This is a genomic window from Actinophytocola sp. (genome assembly GCF_049647105.1).
Classification (GTDB): Bacteria; Actinomycetota; Actinomycetes; order Mycobacteriales; family Pseudonocardiaceae; genus Actinophytocola.
Window position 1 is genome coordinate 1 of the sequence record NZ_JBARWZ010000312.1, and the last position, 17,463, is coordinate 17,463.

Here is a 17,463-nt window from a genome sequence, read left to right on the forward strand (position 1 = left end):
ACCATCGACCTGGTCGGCACCATCGGCCGACACGTCCTGGCAAACCTCATGCCCGCCCGACGACTGCGGGTCTGCCCGCGCATCGTCAAACGCGCCATCTCCAAATACCAAGCTCGCGGCCCCAACACCGACCGAACCAGCTACAAAGCCACCATCAGCATCCACATCCTGACACCGGCAGACCCTTGACCAACACCACAACCACCTAACTTCACGGCCTTGCCACTAGCTCTCATCCAGTGCCGCGCAGCAGGTCGACGACGACTTCGGGGCTGGTCACGAACGGGGCGTGGCCGGTATCCCAGACGACCGTTCTCCCGCACCGTCGTGCCATGGCTCGTTGCAGTCTCGGGGAGACGGCACGGTCCTTGGAACACACTACGAACGTCGATGGCGTGTTCCGCCACGCCTGACGTTCCGGCACACCTCGGCCGCAGCCCGGCCCTTGAGGGCGCAGCAGTCCGACCGCCCAAGCGGCTCGATCCGGCGCACACCCCGCGTACATCGCCTCTGCCGCCATTGCCGGATCGAGTTGGGTGAAGCCGTTCTCCAGCGGCACGATCACGGGCCCGATCAGATGGGTCGAGCGGCCCAGGCCGGCCGCGCTCTCGCCAGCGTCGGGCACGAACGCCGCCAGGTAGACGAGGTGGGCGGCACCGGTGAGGCCGGTGATCACCGAACCCCCGTAGGAGTGGCCCAGCACGATCGGCGGTTCCGGTAGGTCATCCACAACCGCCTGCACCGCCGCGGTGTCCGCCGCCAATGAGCCCCTGTGCAGTTCTGGAGCGGAGACCACGACTCCAGACGCACGCAACGGATCGGCGATGAGATCAAAATGCCGCGGGTCGTGCCATTGACCGTGCACGAGCACCACACATGTCATCTGGAGCGCCTCCAACTACCAATACCGGCTCGCCGTCCAGCGGGACCTTGGCGTGCGGTACCCGCCCAGCCAACTCGTCGTCAGGATTGTGACGTGAGGCGGCGGTGGATTCTGCGGCGCACGCCGTCGGACAGGGTCTCGCCCGCTGTTTGCACCAGCGGAAGCAGGTCTGGCCGGCCGTTGATCGCCCGGAAGACCACGCTGATCGTGACCGCGTGGTCCGGCCGGCTCTCCACGGTGATGGGTTCGCCCGCCATGACCGTGCCGGGCGTGATGACCCGCAGGTAGGCGCCCGGGCTTCCGCGATCGACGAAACGACGGACCCACCCCTTCTCCGCCAGCCACCACGCGAACGTCCGGCAGGGTGTTCGAGGCGCCGAGACTTCGAGTACGCAGCCGCCGCCGATCCGCCATCGTTCGCCGACGAGGGCCTCGGTGACGTCCACGCCCGCGGTCGTGAGGTTCTCGCCGAACATCCCTGACCGAAGCGGGCGGCCGATCTCGCTCTGCCAGTCGTCCAGGTCCTCGCGGGCGTAGGCGTACACCGCCTGGTCGGGGCCGCCGTGCCAGCTTCCGTCGCAGATAACGTCTCCCGCCAGCCCGCTACCGTCCCGCCGTTCTGGCGAACTGACCTCGACGGGACCGGCCACGGGGTACTTGTCGATGCCGGTGAAACCCACCGTCGACTGGCCGGTCGGGATCGACCGGCCGACGTTGACCGAGAGAACCGCAGGTAGACCATTCACCGAGAATCCCGTCCCACTGGTCGCGGACCGTGCCGGCTGTCAGGATTCCAGTACGTTCGCCCGGGTGCGAGCCTCGAAGGGACAGGAACCGCCTTTCGCGTCGTCGCCGTCGTTGTCCGGCAGGAAGCACTGCCGCCATTCCCGGTTACGCGGGTCGCCGTACGAACCGAGCACCGGTGAAGGTGCACCCTGGTCGAACCGGCGGAGGCGCCCCCGGATGACCCGCCGGGCCGCGTCGCCCCTCGGGGTGCCCTCCTTGAGTCCTTCGAAGACCCAGCGCGGCTGGAACGTGATCAGGAACCCCGGACTGTGCCTGCTGTTTCGTTCGACGTGCGCGGGTGTGTTGCACACCACGAATATCGGCGTGCCGCCGAAACTGAATTCCCAGTATGGATCATCGGTGTCCGCCGGGATTTCCGCAGCAGCGGAACCTCCGTCATGAGGAGCCTCGCCGGTCTCGTGCGCGCAGCCGGCGTGCCGCGCGATCCCCGCCGCGGGCGGCGGCCTGGTCGGAAGAAGGATCCGCCGTCAGGAATCCGGCGAGCGACGCGGGTGTGGGATAGCGGAGCAGGTCAGCCGAAGGCCTCGTCGGTCTGGTCGGCCACCGGTACCTCGGCGAACCGGCCTGCAAGATGCAGCACGCCGGCGAGTTCGGTCGACCAGTGTGTCTCGGCGGTCATCCTGGCGCGGGAGATCGGGATGATCACCGACGGCGGGTGAACCGGCGCCGGCCGCCCCCGGCGGCTCGCCTCAACCAAAAGATTAGGTTACGCGCATACTTGCATATGTTATTTAGGTTAGGCTACCTTCTGGCTTCGGTCACGCGAAGTGACTACTTCACCACAAGGAGGGAACAGGCGTGACGTCGTCAGCCGAGGCCAGCGCACCCGAATCGCCATCGGCGCGGGCACGCGCCGTACTGGCCCTGGTCATCGCGGGTACCGCGCTGGTCGTGATCGACATGACGATCGTGACCATCGGCCTGCCGGAGATACAGGCAGATCTCGGCGGCACGCTGGCGAGCATCCAGTGGGTGGTCGTCGCCTACATGATCACCATGGGCGCGGTCACCCAGGTCGTCGGCACGCTATCCGACCGGCTGGGCAGGCGAAAGGTCTACCTGGCAGGCATCGCCCTGTTCACGCTCGCCTCTCTCGCCTGCGGTCTCGCGAACTCCACGACAGTGCTCGACCTCGCCCGCGTGGCGCAGGGCATCGGTGGCGCGATCCTGATGGTCAACGCGCTTCCCCTGCTGGCGCACCAGTTCGAGGGCCAGCGACGCAACATGGCCATCACGAAGTGGAGCACGGTCGCCACGGCGGCGAGCCTCATCGCTCCCCTGCTGGGCGGCGTGCTGGTGGATGCTCTCGGCTGGCGCGCGATCTTCCTCATCAACGTGCCCTTCGGGATCGTGGCGTACCTGATGGGCCTTCGCACTCTGCCCGAGGACGCGCCGTTCGAGGGCAAGCGCGGCTCCATCGACTGGACCGGCACCGTGCTCCTCATCGCCGCGCTCGCGGTCGGCAACTTCGCCCTGCTACGCGGCGAGGAGCAGGGTTGGAGTTCGGTGACGACGCTGACCCAGTTCGCCGCGACGGTGGTGTTCCTCGCGGTGTTCTTCGTCGTGCAGACCAAGGCCGAGAAGCCGACTCTCGACCTGAAGATGTTCCGCAAGCCCGCGTTCACCGGTTCGGCCATCGCGATCTTCATGTCCCGCGTGCTGACCATCGGCGGCACGGTGTACTTCGTGCAGTACTTCCAGAACTCACTGCACCTGAGCCCGACCGAGAGCGGCCTGCTGCTCGCTCCGGTGTTCATCGCCCAGATCGTCGCAGGCATCGTCGGCGGCAAGATGCTCGGCGTGCTGGCGCCGGGTTACGTCATCGCCACCGGCTACATCTGCAAGGCGATCGGCGCACTGTGGCTGGCCCTGGTGTTCAGCCCCACGGTGACACCGTGGCTACTGGCCTTCCCACTGTTGGTGTGGGGCACCGGCGGCGGCATCGCGGGCGCACCGGTGATGGCCGTCGCGATGAACGTCACCGACAAGGAACGGGCCGGGATGGTCGCCGGCACGATCACCAGCCTCGCCTCGATCGGCGCCGGCATCGGCACCGCCGTCCTCGGCGTGCTCTACACATCCCGGATCGGCGACGTCATAGCGGCCGACCCGGCACTCGACCCGACCACCCGCGACGCCATCGTCGAAGCCGCCTCGAACGGCGACACACAACGGGTACTGGAACTCACCCCCGCCGAATCCCGAGTCGGCATGGAACAGGTCATCGCCGACGGCATCTCGACCGGCGCCACGGCAGTCCTCTTCACCTCGGGCATCCTCGCGGTCGTCACCACCGCGATAGTCCTGGTGCTGATCAGCAAACGCAACGCCCCCATGACACCCAAGAAGAAGCCGGCCACCAAAGAAGAGCCCGCCACCGACCTGGCAACCAAGGACACGAACTCGTGACACCTGATTAGCTCAGCCCGGACCGTGCTCCCCTGCCGGTGCGTGTTCTGCTCCGGCCACCGCGCCGACGGACATTAGGGCCCCGTCCAGCCTGGACGGGGCCCTAATTAGCCGGGTGCTGCGCGATTCTGGGCTCCAGCGTGGCGACGAGCATCATCTGGACATAGTTCATCCACACCACGAACTCGTCCGGTGCGTCGCCACGGCGCCGGTACAGGAACCGGACCAGTCCCAGCGCGACGATCCAGTCGTCCACCTCGTCCTGGTCGATCACGTGCTCGGCACCCCGGGTGCACCGGTCCCGCACGCGGCGAACCGCCGCCGTGTCGCGCAAGGTCGCGGCGTGCCGCTCCCGGAAGGCGGCGGCCTCCCTGCCATCGGGGACGGCGTCGGGAAACATGTCCCGCAGCACCGCGTCCGGCCGGCGTGTGCGGCGGAAACGCCCGCGCCGCGGCACCTCGTCGTCGTCGAGGAACCACACCAGCTGGTCCAGTGCCGTCACCAGCACCCATGCGGCGTTGTCCGACATGCGCAACGCCACCCCGTCCGCGACCGGGACGGCGTCGAAGTAGTCGTCGGTCAACCCGTACTGAAGCTCGCCCTGGCCACTCATGCCGAGCGCACCATCGCATGCACGCCCCGGCGCAACAACGTCACCACGAGCGCCTCCGCCTCGCCGCGCTCGTCGAACGCGGCCACGTCCACCGAACCGTCGCGTTCGATCCGGCGCGTCACGGCCAGTGCGTCGTCGAACGAGAACGAGCAGACTGTCATCAGCAGGTACACCACTACCTCGAAACTGGTCACGTCATCGTTATGCGCGGAGACTCGCCACACGAGGCAGATACTACGTCCCAGCACGGCCTGCGCTCGGCATCCGGGTACGGTCCACTTCGGATTGAGGGGTGTTCACCCGACACCATCGCGCGGTGCCGATCCCTACGGTGACGGGCACACGCGCCACCCGCTGCGATGCCTCATGCTCGCGGTCCATCTCGCGTCCATGATCCGCAGGGAGAAGAATGTCCACGTCGCCGCTCGTCCAGAAGTACTGCGCACGAAAGCTGCGCAGAGTGACCGTTTCGGTACTGGTCTGGGTCGTGGCGCTCGGCTTCACGGTGTTCCTCGGCAACGCCCTGGTACACAAGCTTTCCGACAGCCACACCGAGGTGACCGTCACCGCCACCGAGGAGACGACGAAACCGCGGTCCACCGGTTCGCGACGAACCCGGCACATCGAACAGGCCCGCGCGCTGTGGGTCGAGTACGTCTACCAGGGTGAGCAGCAGCGGGACAAGCTGATCGCCGACGAACACAACGTCGGCGACACGTTCACCGCCTACCTCAACGACCGCACCAACACCCTGGTGCTCACCGAGTCGACCACCGGTTTCATGGACTGGCTGATCCCGGTGGCGCTGCTGCTGATCGTGCCCACGTGGGGCTGGTTCATGTTCCGCAGCCTCGGCCGTACGGTCCGCCTGCGCGGGTTCGACCCGGAATCGGCGACGACACGGTTCGCGCTGACCGTGCACAAGGTCACGCCGCGGCAGGGCGGCAAGGTCGCCTATCTGCGCGCCACGGGCGTGGTGACCGCCACCACCGCCACCGACGAGGCACTGCGGGCTGGCAAGCCGATCACGCTGGAGTCCTACGCCAACACCATGCCACCCGCCACGCGGTTCCCCGCTCAGCTCGACGTGCGCGAGATCCCCGACGGTGGCCTCGCCCGCACCGTACTCGCACGAGCCACCGGCACGGCGGACTGGTGGGTCGCCACGGCCACCGAGCCCGTGGCCGCCCTGGACACGGTCACCTCGGCCTGACCGAGCGCACGTGGTCCCGCCACGCGGGCCTCACGTCACTGGCGTGCGAATCCACCAGGCAGCACAAGGAAACGCTTCTGTTGTGCGCGAGCCCTCGGCGGGACTACGTTCGAGGAAAGGCTGATCGACGGAACGGGGGACCATCGGTGAGTGACAAGGTCGGGGACGTGACCGACGACTCGTTCGCGAGAGATGTCCTTCAAGCGTCTGGGCCCATGCTGGTCCACTTCTGGGCCGAATGGGCCGGTCCGTGCAAGATGATGATGCCCATCCTCGATGAGGTCGCCGTCGAGTACGCGGGCCGCCTCTCCATCGTTGGGCTCAACATCGACCAGAACCCGGAAACCGGGCCCAAATACGACCTGAACGGCATTCCCACCCTGCTGATGTTCAACAACGGGCAAGATGGCGCCCGCAAGACCGGCGCGTTGAGCAAAGGCCAACTCACGGAGTTTCTCGACGCGAACCTGTGACACTCCAGCCATTCGGCAATTCGACAGCAAGCTTGGAACACCGAGGGAGCGCTCGACTCACTCGGCGGGCGGCGGTGTGCTGGTGAGGAGGTCGAAGAGGAGGCCGCTGGAACCCTGGCCCCGGCCCTCGCCCCGATGAGCGGTCAGCCAGACCGCCACGCGGCCGTCCCGCCAGCGGGTTCTGTTGTACGCGATCGACAGGCGGGTACCTGCCTGCGGTACCTCCTCCTCGTTGACGAAGTACCGCTGCCCCCGGTCGAATCCCTCGCGTAGCAACGAGGTTCTCGGCCGGACCGGCTCGCCGTCGACGGCGCCGGGCATCGCCGCGCGCTGGAGCTGGATCTCGCGGTTGTCGCCTTCGACATGTACTGGGATGAACGGGATCCAGTGTTCCGGGATGGTGTTCATCGCCGTGTACGAGAGGGGGGCTCTGGGCTGGTCCGGGGGTGGTGCCGCGCCTGCCTGTCCTCGGCGGTACGCCAGCACCTCCGCGGCCGCCTCCGCGCCCCGGTGTGGTTCGCCGGTCGGCATGCGGACCGTCTGTTCTATGCCCCACACCAGGTTCGCGTTCTCGTCGCGGATCAGCAGGACCTCTTCCAGCGGCGGGCCTTCCGACACCTTCGGGACGCTCGGCGGGAGGAACAGGTCGGTGTCCGCAGGCACGTCGTCGCTGCCGATGGTGTCCAGGGTGAACATCGACCAGCGTTGCCAGTCCTCGTCGGAGCCCGTGCCTGCCGGGGTGACCCACTGCCGGTGGCCGAACACGTCCGTGACCACCAGGCCACGGATTCGTGCGACCGTGCCGGCCGGGAGGTCGCACGGCACCTGGTACCAGTCGTTGCTGAACACCAGCGCGAACTCCAGGAACACCAACCGGGCCAGGTCGGTGCTGTCCGGACGGACGGCGGCGAAGTTGGTCTTCCCGTCCTCCAGCGCCCACCAGCGCGGCAGCGGCATCCCCGAGTAGCGGACCGGCGCCGGGAACACCGTCCGTGCCAGTGCCGGTTCGGGCGCCACCGCACCACCGATCGGCGGGCCGGGGTCCACGGAGAACGCGTGCCAGTCGAGCTGACCGCCAGGGTACTCCCGCGCGGTCAGGGTCTTCTCTCCCCCGCCCACCGCCGACGCCGCGATCGAGAACCGGTGCTCCAGCCTGCGCGGGTCCCACGTCGTGTTCCCGTCGGGGTCCGCCGACGTGACACCGGTCGGCTGGTCGATCAGCGCGTCGAACCACGCGACGAGCCGCTTGCCCGCGTTGACCAGCGGGGTGTGGTGCAGGATCGGGATGGTATTGATCCCCGCATCGGCGTCGCCGCCGCCCTTCACGTGCAGGTACAGCTCGTAGCCGTCCATGCGGCGGCCTGCGACCGCCTGCATCGTGGCCCACACCGCCGGGTTGGCGCGCTGGGTGACATCAGCCGCGGTGGGCAGCTTGATCGGGTACTTCTTCGCGTACTGCTCCTCGTACTTCAACACGTGGCCGAGCAAACCCACCCGGCCGAGCATCTTGAACCAGCGGTGACCGATGGCGAGTCGCAGATCGAAGGAGATCTTCTCGGTGCCGTAGGCGAACGTGAGGCGCCGCCGTTCCGCGACTGTCTCCAGTGGACGGTCGGTCGGCAGGTCCTCCGGCGGGCCACCGAACGGCCGGAACCGGCTCGGCCGCGACTGTGCGACCGAGTACGTCATGGTCACCGGTGAGCCGCCGTCGGTGCCGAGGAACTCGCCGAGCTGCCACTGCCGGGTGAGCAGCCACAACGGATCCCGGACCTCCGCGCGCAGTGCGCGGACGAACTCGGTGGTCCGTGGGCGGCCCTCCAGCCGGTTCCACGTCTGGCCAGGATCGGTCATCGGACTGTCCTCCACCGCAGGTTGGCTTGCGCGAGGTCGGTGCCAGGCAACACCGCGGCGGGCAGCAGTTGCGCGAACGCCGTCGCGCCGACGTGTGCCGGTTCGACCGCGCGGGTCTTCGCCAGCTCGAATGTCTCCGTGACCGCGTCGACCAGGTCGGTGGTCGCCCACTGCCCGCCCGCCACCCGCACCGGCGGCACGACCAGCAGCATCGCCTGCGGCGGTTCGGAGTCCGGCCCGTTGTAGTGCACGGCGACGCCGGTGGTCTCCCGTTCCGAGGGAATGACCTCGGTCCACTCGTCGAGCAGGAGCCCGCACTGCTGGTTGCTGTTCAGGTTGGCCGCGTAGTGCGCGGTGAACAGCAGGCGGTCCTCGTCGAGCTGGTCGGGCAGGTTCGGGTCCTTCGCGAACTCGAGGCCGAGCCAGTGATCCTTCTGCACGTAGGGCAGCTGGACCGGGGACAGCTCTGGTTCCGGCCAGTCGAGCACGCCGGTGCCGAGCAGCCCGCCAGGCCCGAGCAACGCGTCGGCGAGCAGGATCGTGTGCTCCCACAGCCTCGGCTTGTCCCGCACCCGCGCCATCCCCGCCAGCCAGTCGTCGACCGGGAAGTCCCTGGCGGGCTTGAGATGCGCGACGAGCTTGTCGCTGTCGGTGCGTGCCTTGCGCCACTGCTGGATGACCGCCGACGGCGGGGTGAACTCGGGCACGGACAGGACGTCCTCGCCGAGCAGCGCCTTGAGCGCGTCGGTCCCGGCGCGGACCCGGTCCGGCCCGGTGGCGGCGGTGTCGTACAGCGCCAGCGCGGTCGTCGCCGCGACCCGCCGTGCGGCCAGTTCGTCGGCCAGCTTTCGGGCCCGTACCAGCAGTTCCGCCCCGAACGCGACGATCCGGTCCTGGAACGGGGTCAGGTCGAGGCCCTGCGGGTCGAACTCGGCAGGCGGCATCCGCTGCGCGACCGCGGGGAGCAGGTCGTGCAGGGTCGTCTCGTTGGTGCCCGCCATCTGCGTGAGTCCGTTGAGCTCACTGGTGAAGGTGTTCCGCAGGTTGCGGACCCGGGTACGCATCTGTGACGGGGTGTTGTTGCGTGGCCCCGGCTTGGTGGTGAGGGTCCGCTCGGCCTTCTCGAGCAGCTGGAACCGCTGCTCGTTGGGGGTCGGGTTCGGAAGGGCCTCGTACTGGTCGAGCAGGTCGTTCGCCTCGGCGAGCGGGGCCGCCATCCGCGTGGCGAGCGTCGCGACTCCGGCCAGCACGTCGGCGAACACCCCGCGCCGCCACTGCGCCAGCTCACCCCACCCGCTGCGCACCAGGCCGAACCCGCTCGCGGTCACCGCCAGCCGCGCGTAGCGGCTCAGGAACGTGTCGATCCCGGCGAGCACGGCGTTGCGGTTCGGTGGGACGCCTTCCGGGTAGAGCTGGCCGAGGTCGCCGGTGATATCGGCGACGTCCTCGATGAGGTCGTCAAGGGACGCCAGCACGGCGACCGGGCGGTTCTTCGGCAGCGACACGGCGTCGTCCTCGGCACGGTCCACGGCGGCGGCACCCGCGGCGGGCACGAGGTCGCTCTGGCGCAGCGGCCGGGACGTGGTCAGTAGCGTGCGCACCGCCGCGACCAGCGGCGAGACCTCGAAGAAGGTGACCTTGCCCCCGACCCGGGTGGTGTACTCGATGTGCAGCTCGAAGTCCGGCCTCGGTTCCTCGTCCTCGATGACGACGCCGAGGATCCGGTCGTCGAGGTCGGTCATCGCGGCCTGGTCCGCAGGCCGCAGCGCCCACAGCAGGTCGATCGGCGACAGCCCGGCCTCCGCCTGGGTGACCGGGCGTGCGTGCGGGTCGCCATCGTCGTCGTGCCAGGTGACGAGCGCCGCGACGTTCGACGGCTTCGGCAGCACCGACGGCAGCCAGTCGTTGACCGAGGGCTCGGCCTGCGCCCGCGGCTTGTTGTGGCCGAGCACCGGTGCGCCGTGGTCCGGGCCGAGGCCCGGGGTGAGCTGCAGTGCGAAGCGGTGGGTGAGCGTGGTCCCGCTGCGCGGTGTCTCGACGACCGACGGCGCGGGCGGGAGCCCTTCCTTGGCGTACGCGTCGAGTGCCGCCGACGCGCGTTCGGTGTTGCCCTGCAACGCCTGGTGGGCGCCCTCGGCGACGGCAACGTCGGCGACCGCGTCCAGCGCGTTGCGCAGTCCGTTCACCTCGGCCCGGAGGTACCCGATCTGGGTCGGGTTCGCTTCCAACAGGTCGTCGAACCCGAACGGGTAGTCGTCAGGGAACTTCTCGTCCGGCGGCGCGGTGTCCCGCAGGGCGTTCACGTGCCGCAGCAGGGCGAGCCCGTCGATCACGTTGCGGGCCTCGACCTGCTCGATGCTCGTCGGCGCGGCCAGATCGTCCTGCTCAGGGATGGTCTCCTCGATCTTGTTGGCACGCAGGGGGAACTTCAGGCGCAGCCGGGCGATGAACTCGTCGAGCCCGACGTCGCGGTCGTGCAGCCCGCGTTCGAACCGGTAGCCGAGCAGCGCGCTGAGCGACTGTCCCTGTCGCATCCCGTCCGCGATGGTCAGCGCGATCCGGACGCGTTCCGAGCTGAGGTTCACGGCGAACACGTTCGGCTTGTCGGCGTCGGCGTTCGCGAGGTATCCGGCACGCAGCACCGCAGCGGTTCTGGCGTGGGCAGGTGACGGGGTGTGGATGTGCCCGGCGTTCTCGCGGTCGTGCGGGAGCTGGCCTGCGCCGAACACCGAGGTGAGGTCGGCGGGCACGGTGACCATGTCCACCGGATCGGTGTTCCTGTCGACGTGCTCGAGCCAGCCGTAGGCACCGAGGTGCAGGCCGCGTACCGGTTGACCGGTACCGTCCTGGCCGTAGCGCAGCTCTGCCAGCCGCTCGTTGACCAGGCCGAGCCGCCACGCGTCCAGGCGGTAGGTGGCGCAGTCGAGGTGCTCGGCGAACACCCGCTCCAGCTTCGCGGTGGACAGCCCGGCCAGGATCGTCAGCGCCCCGGCCAGCTCCGGCGCAACGGAACCGGTCGACGCCAGCAGGACCGCGTGCCGCGCGAGCAGGTACAGCAGCGCCGACGGTGGCACGTCGTCGTCGAAGCCCAGTTCGCCGCCGATCGTGGCCAGGTCGCTCTCGGCGAGCCAGGTCAGGTAGTCGCGGCCGTCGGTGGTGTATGGCCGGATCCGGTCCTTTTCGGACAGTGGCCGGTCGTCGACCACCGGGGCGACCATGGTCTCGGCCGCGTCGGCGAACAATCCCCGCACCAGGTCGGGAGACGTGTCCGGCGCGCCGAGCCGGGTGAGCAGCGCGCGCACGGGTTCGGTGAGCGCGGCCAGGTCCTCGCTGTCCGCGACGGTCGCCATGCTCTGCGCGTAGCGGAAGTTGTACTCGGCCGAAGTCGGGTGCAGCGCGAGGATGTCCAGCAGTGCCTGGTGCCGGTCGACGCCGGGCTCGTCGAGGCTGGCGACGTGCTCCAGCGCGGCGTGCCACTGCTGGGCCAGCTGCGCCAGGATCGCGTTCAGCGCGGTCCTGTGCGACGCGGCGGCCGGGAACGCGAGCCGGGAGAACACGGTCGTCGGCAGGATCCCGTACGGCTGGCGGCCGATCTTCACCGAGGGCAGCGGCCCCCGGCCGGACACGTTGGCGAGGAAGAACTGCCGGGTCTCCTCGATCTGCTCCGGGGTCAGCACCCCGGACAGCAACGCACGCAGGTGGTTACCCCAGGTGGCAGGCCACAGGGCGGTGTGCGCGGCCCGCGCGTCACGGCGGTCGGTGCCGTCCGCGTTCGGCACCCCCGCCAGCACGGCCGGGTCGATCCCGAGCAGCTCGGCGAACCACTCGCCGTCGGTCTTGGTGGTCCAGTCGCCTGCCGCGGCGAAACCGGCCACTGTGGACAGTGCGCCGTCGGCTTCGGTGGCGGGGTCCTGGCCCGCCGGCCGCTCCTCGGAGTTGTTCGTCGGCGTGCCCTGTGGCAGGAGGCTGAGACCGGACGTGCTGTGCAGCTGGTCGGCGAGCAGGCCACCCAGCGCGGCCGCGGTCTGGGCAGGCGTGGCCTGTTCACGCAGACCGAGCACGACGAGCCGGTCGACGCCGTCGTGGAAGGCGGGCTGCAGCGTGACCCGCATGCCCATGCCCGCCGTGACGGCTTCGTCGAAGCTGGTCAGCCAGCGCAGGGCAGGTGGCACGGTCAGCGCGCCGGTGGTCTCGTTGATCTTGAGCTGGGTCGCGGCGGGCTCGTTCGGGTTGGGGCTCACCGCCAGCCCCTGGCGAACCGGCCCGCCGGTCTTGGCGAACACGAGCGTGTCGCCGACATACCCGAACACGGTGAACCGGTCGGGCAGCAACGCCGCCGTGGCGGCCACGGTCCACGACTCCTGCGCGATCTGGCCCGCAGAAGGCGTTGGCAGCACGAGGAAAGCCACCACGACGACGTCGCCAGGCGTGCCGGGGGCGGCGTCCACACCGGACGGACGGCGTGCCCTGATCGCCGCCGTCCTGGTCGCGCCGACCGCCGCGAGCAACGCGATCTCGGCGCTCCGCAGCTTCGTACGGTCGCCGTGCGCACGCCACACCGCCGTCCAGTACGTGATGGTGGGTTGCCGGTCGTTCGCTGCGACCGGCTGCGGGCTCCTGACCACGAGCACGGCCGCGCCGGTCGCCGCGCCGAGCGGGCGGTCGGCGGGGTTGGCGGGCTGCCGGTTGCGCAGCAACCAGGCGGCACGCCCGGCCGGGATCCGCGCGACCAGCTCGTGCCAGGCCTGCTGCTCCCCCACCGCCAACCCGCCGGAGGCCCACAGCGCGACCCAGTACGCGTCCAGCGCGGTCAGCTCCGCCTGGGTCGGCCGCGGCTCGAGCTTGTTCACCGACCACTCGTCGGGGAACACACGGATCAGCAGCTCGGACTGGGTGAAGCGGGTCTCGACGCGGACCGGGCCCAGCAGCACCGGGAAGTCAAGGCTGAGTGGCATCAGGCAACATCTCCTGTGCGTGCATCGCCACCAGGACGGGAGCCTGGAAGAGGATGTAGGCGGCGTCGGCGGCACCGATGTCGGGCTGCCACGGTCTGACCTTCTCGTCGTCCTCGCGTTGTTCCTGCTTCTCCGGGTCGTCCTCGTCGCCGTTGAACTCCGCGAGCGGGACGCTGACGTTGCCGTCGAACCGGATGAAACCGCCGCCGCCCGGGTCGACCTTGCTCCACGACAGGTCGTTCCACACCTCGACCGGAGCAGGCCCGTCCGGCTGGTCGTCGTCGAGCCCGAACCTCGGGTCGCCCGGCCGTTCCTTCAGCACGAAGAACCAGCCGAGGTCGCCGTCCTCGCCGCGTGCCTCGTCCGCGCCGAGATCGAAACCGAGCAGGTAGATGTCCGGGTCGGCCTTGGCCTCGTAGATCGGCAGCCGGACCAGGTTCCTCGGCGGCTCCACACCCACGGGCAGCTTCGCCAGCACCCGCTCACCGCTCTTGTCGGGACCGCCGGGCGGGCCCACCTTGTCCGGCCACTCTGCCTTGTGTGCGTAGATCGCCGCGGTCGGGTACTTCCGCAGCAGCTCGCCGCGGATCACCAGGACGAGGTCGCTCTCGCGCGGCGGGGCATCGGGATCCGGTTTGGGGTTGGGGTTCTCACCGAGGCGGGCGCCGGTGCCCCACTCGTGCATCGGCGGAATGTCGTAGAGCCGCTCGCGGCGTGCCACGGCGGACTCGTCCGGCCGCGGCGGCGCCGTGCGCGGGTCCCAGAACTGGCGGAACGGCGTGCCGCGCTGGTCGGTCGGGTACTCGCGCCAGAGCAGCTCGCGGGCCATCTCGTGGTTGAGGCCGACGAGGTAGGACTCGATGAACCGGCGGTTGTTCTCCAGCAGGGTGATCGAGTTCGGCGGGAGCAGCCCGAGGTTGGGCACGAAGGTGTCCGTCGACATCCTCAGCAGCTCGGTGTACATCGGCGTGTCGAACTTCGGGTACGCCATCACCTCGGTCAGCTCGCCGTCCTTCGGCGCCAGCCGGGCAGGCAGGTTCACCGCCGCGACGATGTTGTCCATGATCGTCGTGTTCGCGTCGAGTCCGGTCACCACCGCGGTGGTGGTGTCGCGGACGTTCAGCCGCCACCGGCCGTCGGCCGCCACCGCGCGGAGGACCGGCTGCGCGGCGGGCACCGGTCGCGCCAGCCGTGCCGGTGTGACGAGGCCGGGCGGCGGGTCGAGGGACGGGGCGGCGGAGACCTCCTGCTCGTCGATCCGGGCCACGAGCGTGTCCAGCGACGTCTCGAGTCGCTTCATCAGCCTGCTGCCCGGTCGCGTGATCCGGCGCATGGTCGGCGACATGGGCGCCGTCGCCACCCGGCTCTGCGAGACCTTGAACCCGACGGCGAACACCTCGCCGGGCTCGGCCGCCGCGGTGGCCGTGCCGGGACTGTCGAGCACCTTCGGGTGGGTTGGTGCGGTGATCGTCAGCGCCCTGCCGTTCTGCAGCGACCCGGCCGCGGTCTCGACCGCACCGGTCCGCACCGCGATGTGCTTGCCGTGCAGGAGGATCCCGATCTCCCGCGCCAGCTGCGCGGCCCGGATCCAGGCGTTCGCCCGCCGCGCCTCGCCGAGCTGCTCCCAGGCGGCGGCCATCAGCTCCTCCTGCCGCGCCTGGACCACCTTCGTGCCGAAGTGCGCGGCGACCCGGTAGCGCGGGTCGAGGTTGAGCCGGTGCACCCAGTTGCGGACCTCGGCCTCCGGCAGCGGGGTACCGTCCGGTGTGGACAGCAGCTTCGGGGTGAGCGCGTGCCAGCGTCCGTACAGCGGCGGCGTGATCACCGGGTCGACCTCGCCTGCCAGGTCGGGGATCTCCCCGGCCAGCCCGGTGTTCGCGGTTTCGGCCGACTGGTGCTGGTAGGCCTCGGCGAGGTTGATCAACCCGGCCAGCGCCCGCTGCCACTGGTTCGGGTACGGCGGGGCAGGCGGGTCGGTCGGCTTCTGCTGCCCGTAGTAGTTGTCCCAGTTCTCGTGCAGGTCGATGACGTCGTCGGAGTCGGGCAGCGCGAGCGCGCCGCCGAGCCGCAGCACACCGCTGGGGTTGGTCGGTGTGGTGAGGCCGGGCAGCCCGAAGCCGGGCGAGCGGTGCGCGTCCATGTCCCGCAGGCCGACCGGATCCTTGGCCTCTATGGGTTTCAGCAGCCGGACGAGGAACTCGAAGTCGCCTGCCGGGCTCGTGGCGAACTCCCAGCGGTGGTAGTACGGGAGCCGTCCGGACGCCGGCATGCCCGGCACACCCCAGCTCGGGGTCGTCGCCGAGATCTCCCCGGACTCGATGCCCAGTCCGGCCCGCCTGCCGGTCTCGAACGCGGGCACCAGGAACGCGTGGTAGCCGGTGGTGGGCTTCAGGTGCCGGGGGCACATGATGCGGGAGCAGGCGCTGTCCGGTGCGTCCCGCAGCACCGCGGCGAGGTTCGACAGCGCGGTGCCCATGCCGGTGCTGTCGTCGGCGACCAGGTCGTCGTCGAGCGCGCCGTTGACGTGGACGTGCGCGAACGCGCCCAGCTCTCCCGGTGGCTGCAGGGCTTGCGGCGCCGTGACGGTGATGAACGGCAGCGGCCCGCCGCCTTCCTTGCCGTCCTCGAACTCGGCGGGGCCGTCCTTGCCCGCCGCGGCGAGGACGACCAGCGCGAGCCACGGGGTGAGCCGCCCGGTGGCGGCCGGCGCGGCCGGACTGTAGCGCCACGCGAAGTCCTCTTCGTAGAACTCGAGGTGCGCCAGGTAGTTCGGCTCGAAGTTGGTGGCGAACGGCGGCGGCTCCATCCGGGAGATCACCCTCGGATCGATCCCGATGACGTCGCCTGGCCCGTACAGCTGCACCGGCTGCACGACCGGCTTGTGCGGTGGCGTGCCACCCTGTGTGAGCGCGTCGCCTGCCAGCTCCAGCTGGACCGGGATGGTCGCCCGGCCGACCCCCGGCTCGCCCGTGATCCTGGTGGTGAGCCCGGTCCGCAGCCAGGGCAGGAAGGAGTAGGCGCCGTCGGTCACGTGCCGCTCCGCTCGGCGGTCGCGGTCAGCTCGACGGGTGTGGCGGCGGCCGCCAGCCCGGTGCGGGTGACACCGCCGACGACGAACGCCGTCGTGCCGGACGCCGCCGCGGCGAACACCCAGCGACCCTCGTCGAGACCAGCGAACGACGTCCACGCGCCGGCCGCGAACTGGAGCGCGCCCCGGTAGCCGGTCTCGTTGTCGACGTGGTCGGCGCCGCCGATCACCAGCACCTTGCCCGCCCCCAGTGAGACCGCTCGGTGGAACGCCCGGCCTGCGGGCATCGGGGCCGTCTCCTGCCACGCCTGGGAGGCGAGGTTGTACACCTCGGCGGTGGCGCGGGCGAACGGGTCGAAGCCCTCGCCGGTCGCGCCTGGTGCGCGGCCGCCTGCGACCAGCACGGTCGTGGCGGTCATGGCGGTCGCGGAATGCGCCCTGCGGGCATGGTGCATGGTCCCGGTCGGCGTCCACGTCGCGTTCGCCGTGTCATACAGCTCGCAGAAGGCCAGGTCCGCCTCGTCCGCCGCGCCGACCGGCACGCTGCCGCCGCAGACGAGCACCTTCTGCCCGTTCTGCAGCGGGATCGCGGTGTGTGCGGTGCGGGCGTCGGTCATGTCGTCCTCGACCGTCTGCCACGAGCCGTCGTCGTCGGGGTCGTAAAGCTCCGAGGACCGCAGTGCCACCACCCCGCCACCCGTTCGCTGCGCGGTGCCGCCCGCGACGAGGACGAGCCCGTTCGACAACACGGTGGCGCTGTGCCCGAACCGGCCGACCGCCATGTCGTCGGTCGCCTGCCAGGAGTTCGCCGCCGGGTCGAAGATCTCCGCGGTGCGCAGCGGCGGACCGGTCGCGCCGCCGCGGCCGCCGGTCACCAGCACCTTCCCGTCCGGCAGTAGCGCGAGCGCGGGCAGTTGCCTTGCGGTGCCGAGCATCGCGGTCGCCGACCACGTGTCCTGCGCGAGGTCGTACACGGCGGTCTGCCGCAGCCCCGCGCCCTCGGCGTCCGCGCCGCCCGCGACGAGGATCTTCGTGCCGCCCGCGAGGACGATGGCGTTGTCGTGCTGGCCGCGCCAGCACGCGGCGACGGCGTGGTCGGCCGAGGGCGACCAGGTGTCGGCCGCGAGAGTCTCGGTGGTCATGGGTGTTGTCCCCCTACGACTCGGGTCATGGCAGGTAGGTCTCGGCGGTCGTGGCGAGCAGACCGGGCCCCGGCGCGGCGGGCCCGGTC

General features: G+C 70.1%; 13 protein-coding genes and 1 pseudogene. 4 read left to right on the forward strand and 10 right to left on the reverse strand.

What is annotated here, in order from left to right:
• A pseudogene (locus tag WBA97_RS38410) lies at window positions 1-189 on the forward strand (hypothetical protein); the annotation flags it as partial.
• Between the two features lie 43 nt (window positions 190-232).
• On the opposite strand, the gene WBA97_RS38415 reads toward WBA97_RS38410, so the two are convergent.
• The 4 genes from WBA97_RS38415 to WBA97_RS38430 form a co-directional block, all read right to left on the reverse strand.
• Window positions 233-883 (reverse strand): alpha/beta fold hydrolase, encoded by a 651-nt coding sequence (locus WBA97_RS38415; RefSeq protein ID WP_424235961.1) that lies wholly within the window; start codon window positions 881-883, stop codon window positions 233-235.
• A gap of 80 nt (window positions 884-963) precedes the next feature.
• Window positions 964-1,629 carry an MOSC domain-containing protein gene (locus WBA97_RS38420; RefSeq protein WP_424235962.1) on the reverse strand — a complete coding sequence of 222 codons (666 nt, stop codon included), beginning with the start codon at window positions 1,627-1,629 and terminating at the stop codon, window positions 964-966.
• 39 nt (window positions 1,630-1,668) lie between these two features.
• Window positions 1,669-2,151 carry a YqcI/YcgG family protein gene (locus tag WBA97_RS38425; RefSeq protein WP_424235980.1) on the reverse strand — a complete coding sequence of 161 codons (483 nt, stop codon included), beginning with the start codon at window positions 2,149-2,151 and terminating at the stop codon, window positions 1,669-1,671.
• Window positions 2,152-2,201: 50 nt separating this feature from the next.
• A complete protein-coding gene (locus tag WBA97_RS38430) occupies window positions 2,202-2,336 on the reverse strand; it encodes a hypothetical protein (protein ID WP_424235963.1) in 135 nt (44 codons plus the stop codon).
• Between the two features lie 152 nt (window positions 2,337-2,488).
• Between WBA97_RS38430 and WBA97_RS38435 the strand changes: the two genes are divergently transcribed.
• A complete protein-coding gene (locus WBA97_RS38435; protein ID WP_424235964.1) occupies window positions 2,489-4,099 on the forward strand; it encodes an MFS transporter in 1,611 nt (536 codons plus the stop codon).
• A gap of 103 nt (window positions 4,100-4,202) precedes the next feature.
• Here the strand turns inward: WBA97_RS38435 and WBA97_RS38440 are convergent, their stop codons facing one another.
• Window positions 4,203-4,712 carry a DUF2017 family protein gene (locus tag WBA97_RS38440; RefSeq protein WP_424235965.1) on the reverse strand — a complete coding sequence of 170 codons (510 nt, stop codon included), beginning with the start codon at window positions 4,710-4,712 and terminating at the stop codon, window positions 4,203-4,205.
• The gene (locus WBA97_RS38445) at window positions 4,709-4,960 is read right to left on the reverse strand and encodes an ATP-dependent Clp protease adaptor ClpS (protein WP_424235966.1); all 252 of its coding nucleotides are present in this window, start codon (window positions 4,958-4,960) and stop codon (window positions 4,709-4,711) included. The genes WBA97_RS38440 and WBA97_RS38445 overlap by 4 nt, the downstream gene beginning before the upstream one ends.
• A 161-nt stretch (window positions 4,961-5,121) precedes the next feature.
• Between WBA97_RS38445 and WBA97_RS38450 the strand changes: the two genes are divergently transcribed.
• Together WBA97_RS38450 and trxA are read left to right on the forward strand one after the other, a co-directional pair.
• Window positions 5,122-5,925 (forward strand): hypothetical protein, encoded by an 804-nt coding sequence (locus WBA97_RS38450; protein ID WP_424235968.1) that lies wholly within the window; start codon window positions 5,122-5,124, stop codon window positions 5,923-5,925.
• Window positions 5,926-6,071: 146 nt separating this feature from the next.
• Complete coding sequence (gene trxA, locus WBA97_RS38455; protein ID WP_424235970.1) at window positions 6,072-6,398, forward strand: thioredoxin TrxA; 327 nt, start codon at window positions 6,072-6,074, stop codon at window positions 6,396-6,398.
• A 57-nt stretch (window positions 6,399-6,455) separates the two neighbouring features.
• Here trxA and WBA97_RS38460 read toward each other — a convergent pair whose 3' ends face one another.
• The 4 genes from WBA97_RS38460 to WBA97_RS38475 are packed head-to-tail and all read right to left on the reverse strand — an operon-like array spanning window position 6,456 to window position 17,374.
• Window positions 6,456-8,249, reverse strand: coding sequence for a hypothetical protein (locus WBA97_RS38460; protein ID WP_424235972.1), 1,794 nt, complete (start codon window positions 8,247-8,249; stop codon window positions 6,456-6,458).
• The gene (locus WBA97_RS38465; protein ID WP_424235974.1) at window positions 8,246-13,204 is read right to left on the reverse strand and encodes a hypothetical protein; all 4,959 of its coding nucleotides are present in this window, start codon (window positions 13,202-13,204) and stop codon (window positions 8,246-8,248) included. The genes WBA97_RS38460 and WBA97_RS38465 overlap by 4 nt, the downstream gene beginning before the upstream one ends.
• Complete coding sequence (locus WBA97_RS38470; protein ID WP_424235976.1) at window positions 13,188-16,235, reverse strand: hypothetical protein; 3,048 nt, start codon at window positions 16,233-16,235, stop codon at window positions 13,188-13,190. Before WBA97_RS38470 ends, WBA97_RS38465 begins: the two co-directional genes overlap by 17 nt.
• Entirely contained in the window at window positions 16,232-17,374 is a 1,143-nt protein-coding gene (locus WBA97_RS38475; protein ID WP_424235978.1) for a Kelch repeat-containing protein, read from the reverse strand. The genes WBA97_RS38470 and WBA97_RS38475 overlap by 4 nt, the downstream gene beginning before the upstream one ends.
• Window positions 17,375-17,463: the final 89 nt, after the last annotated feature.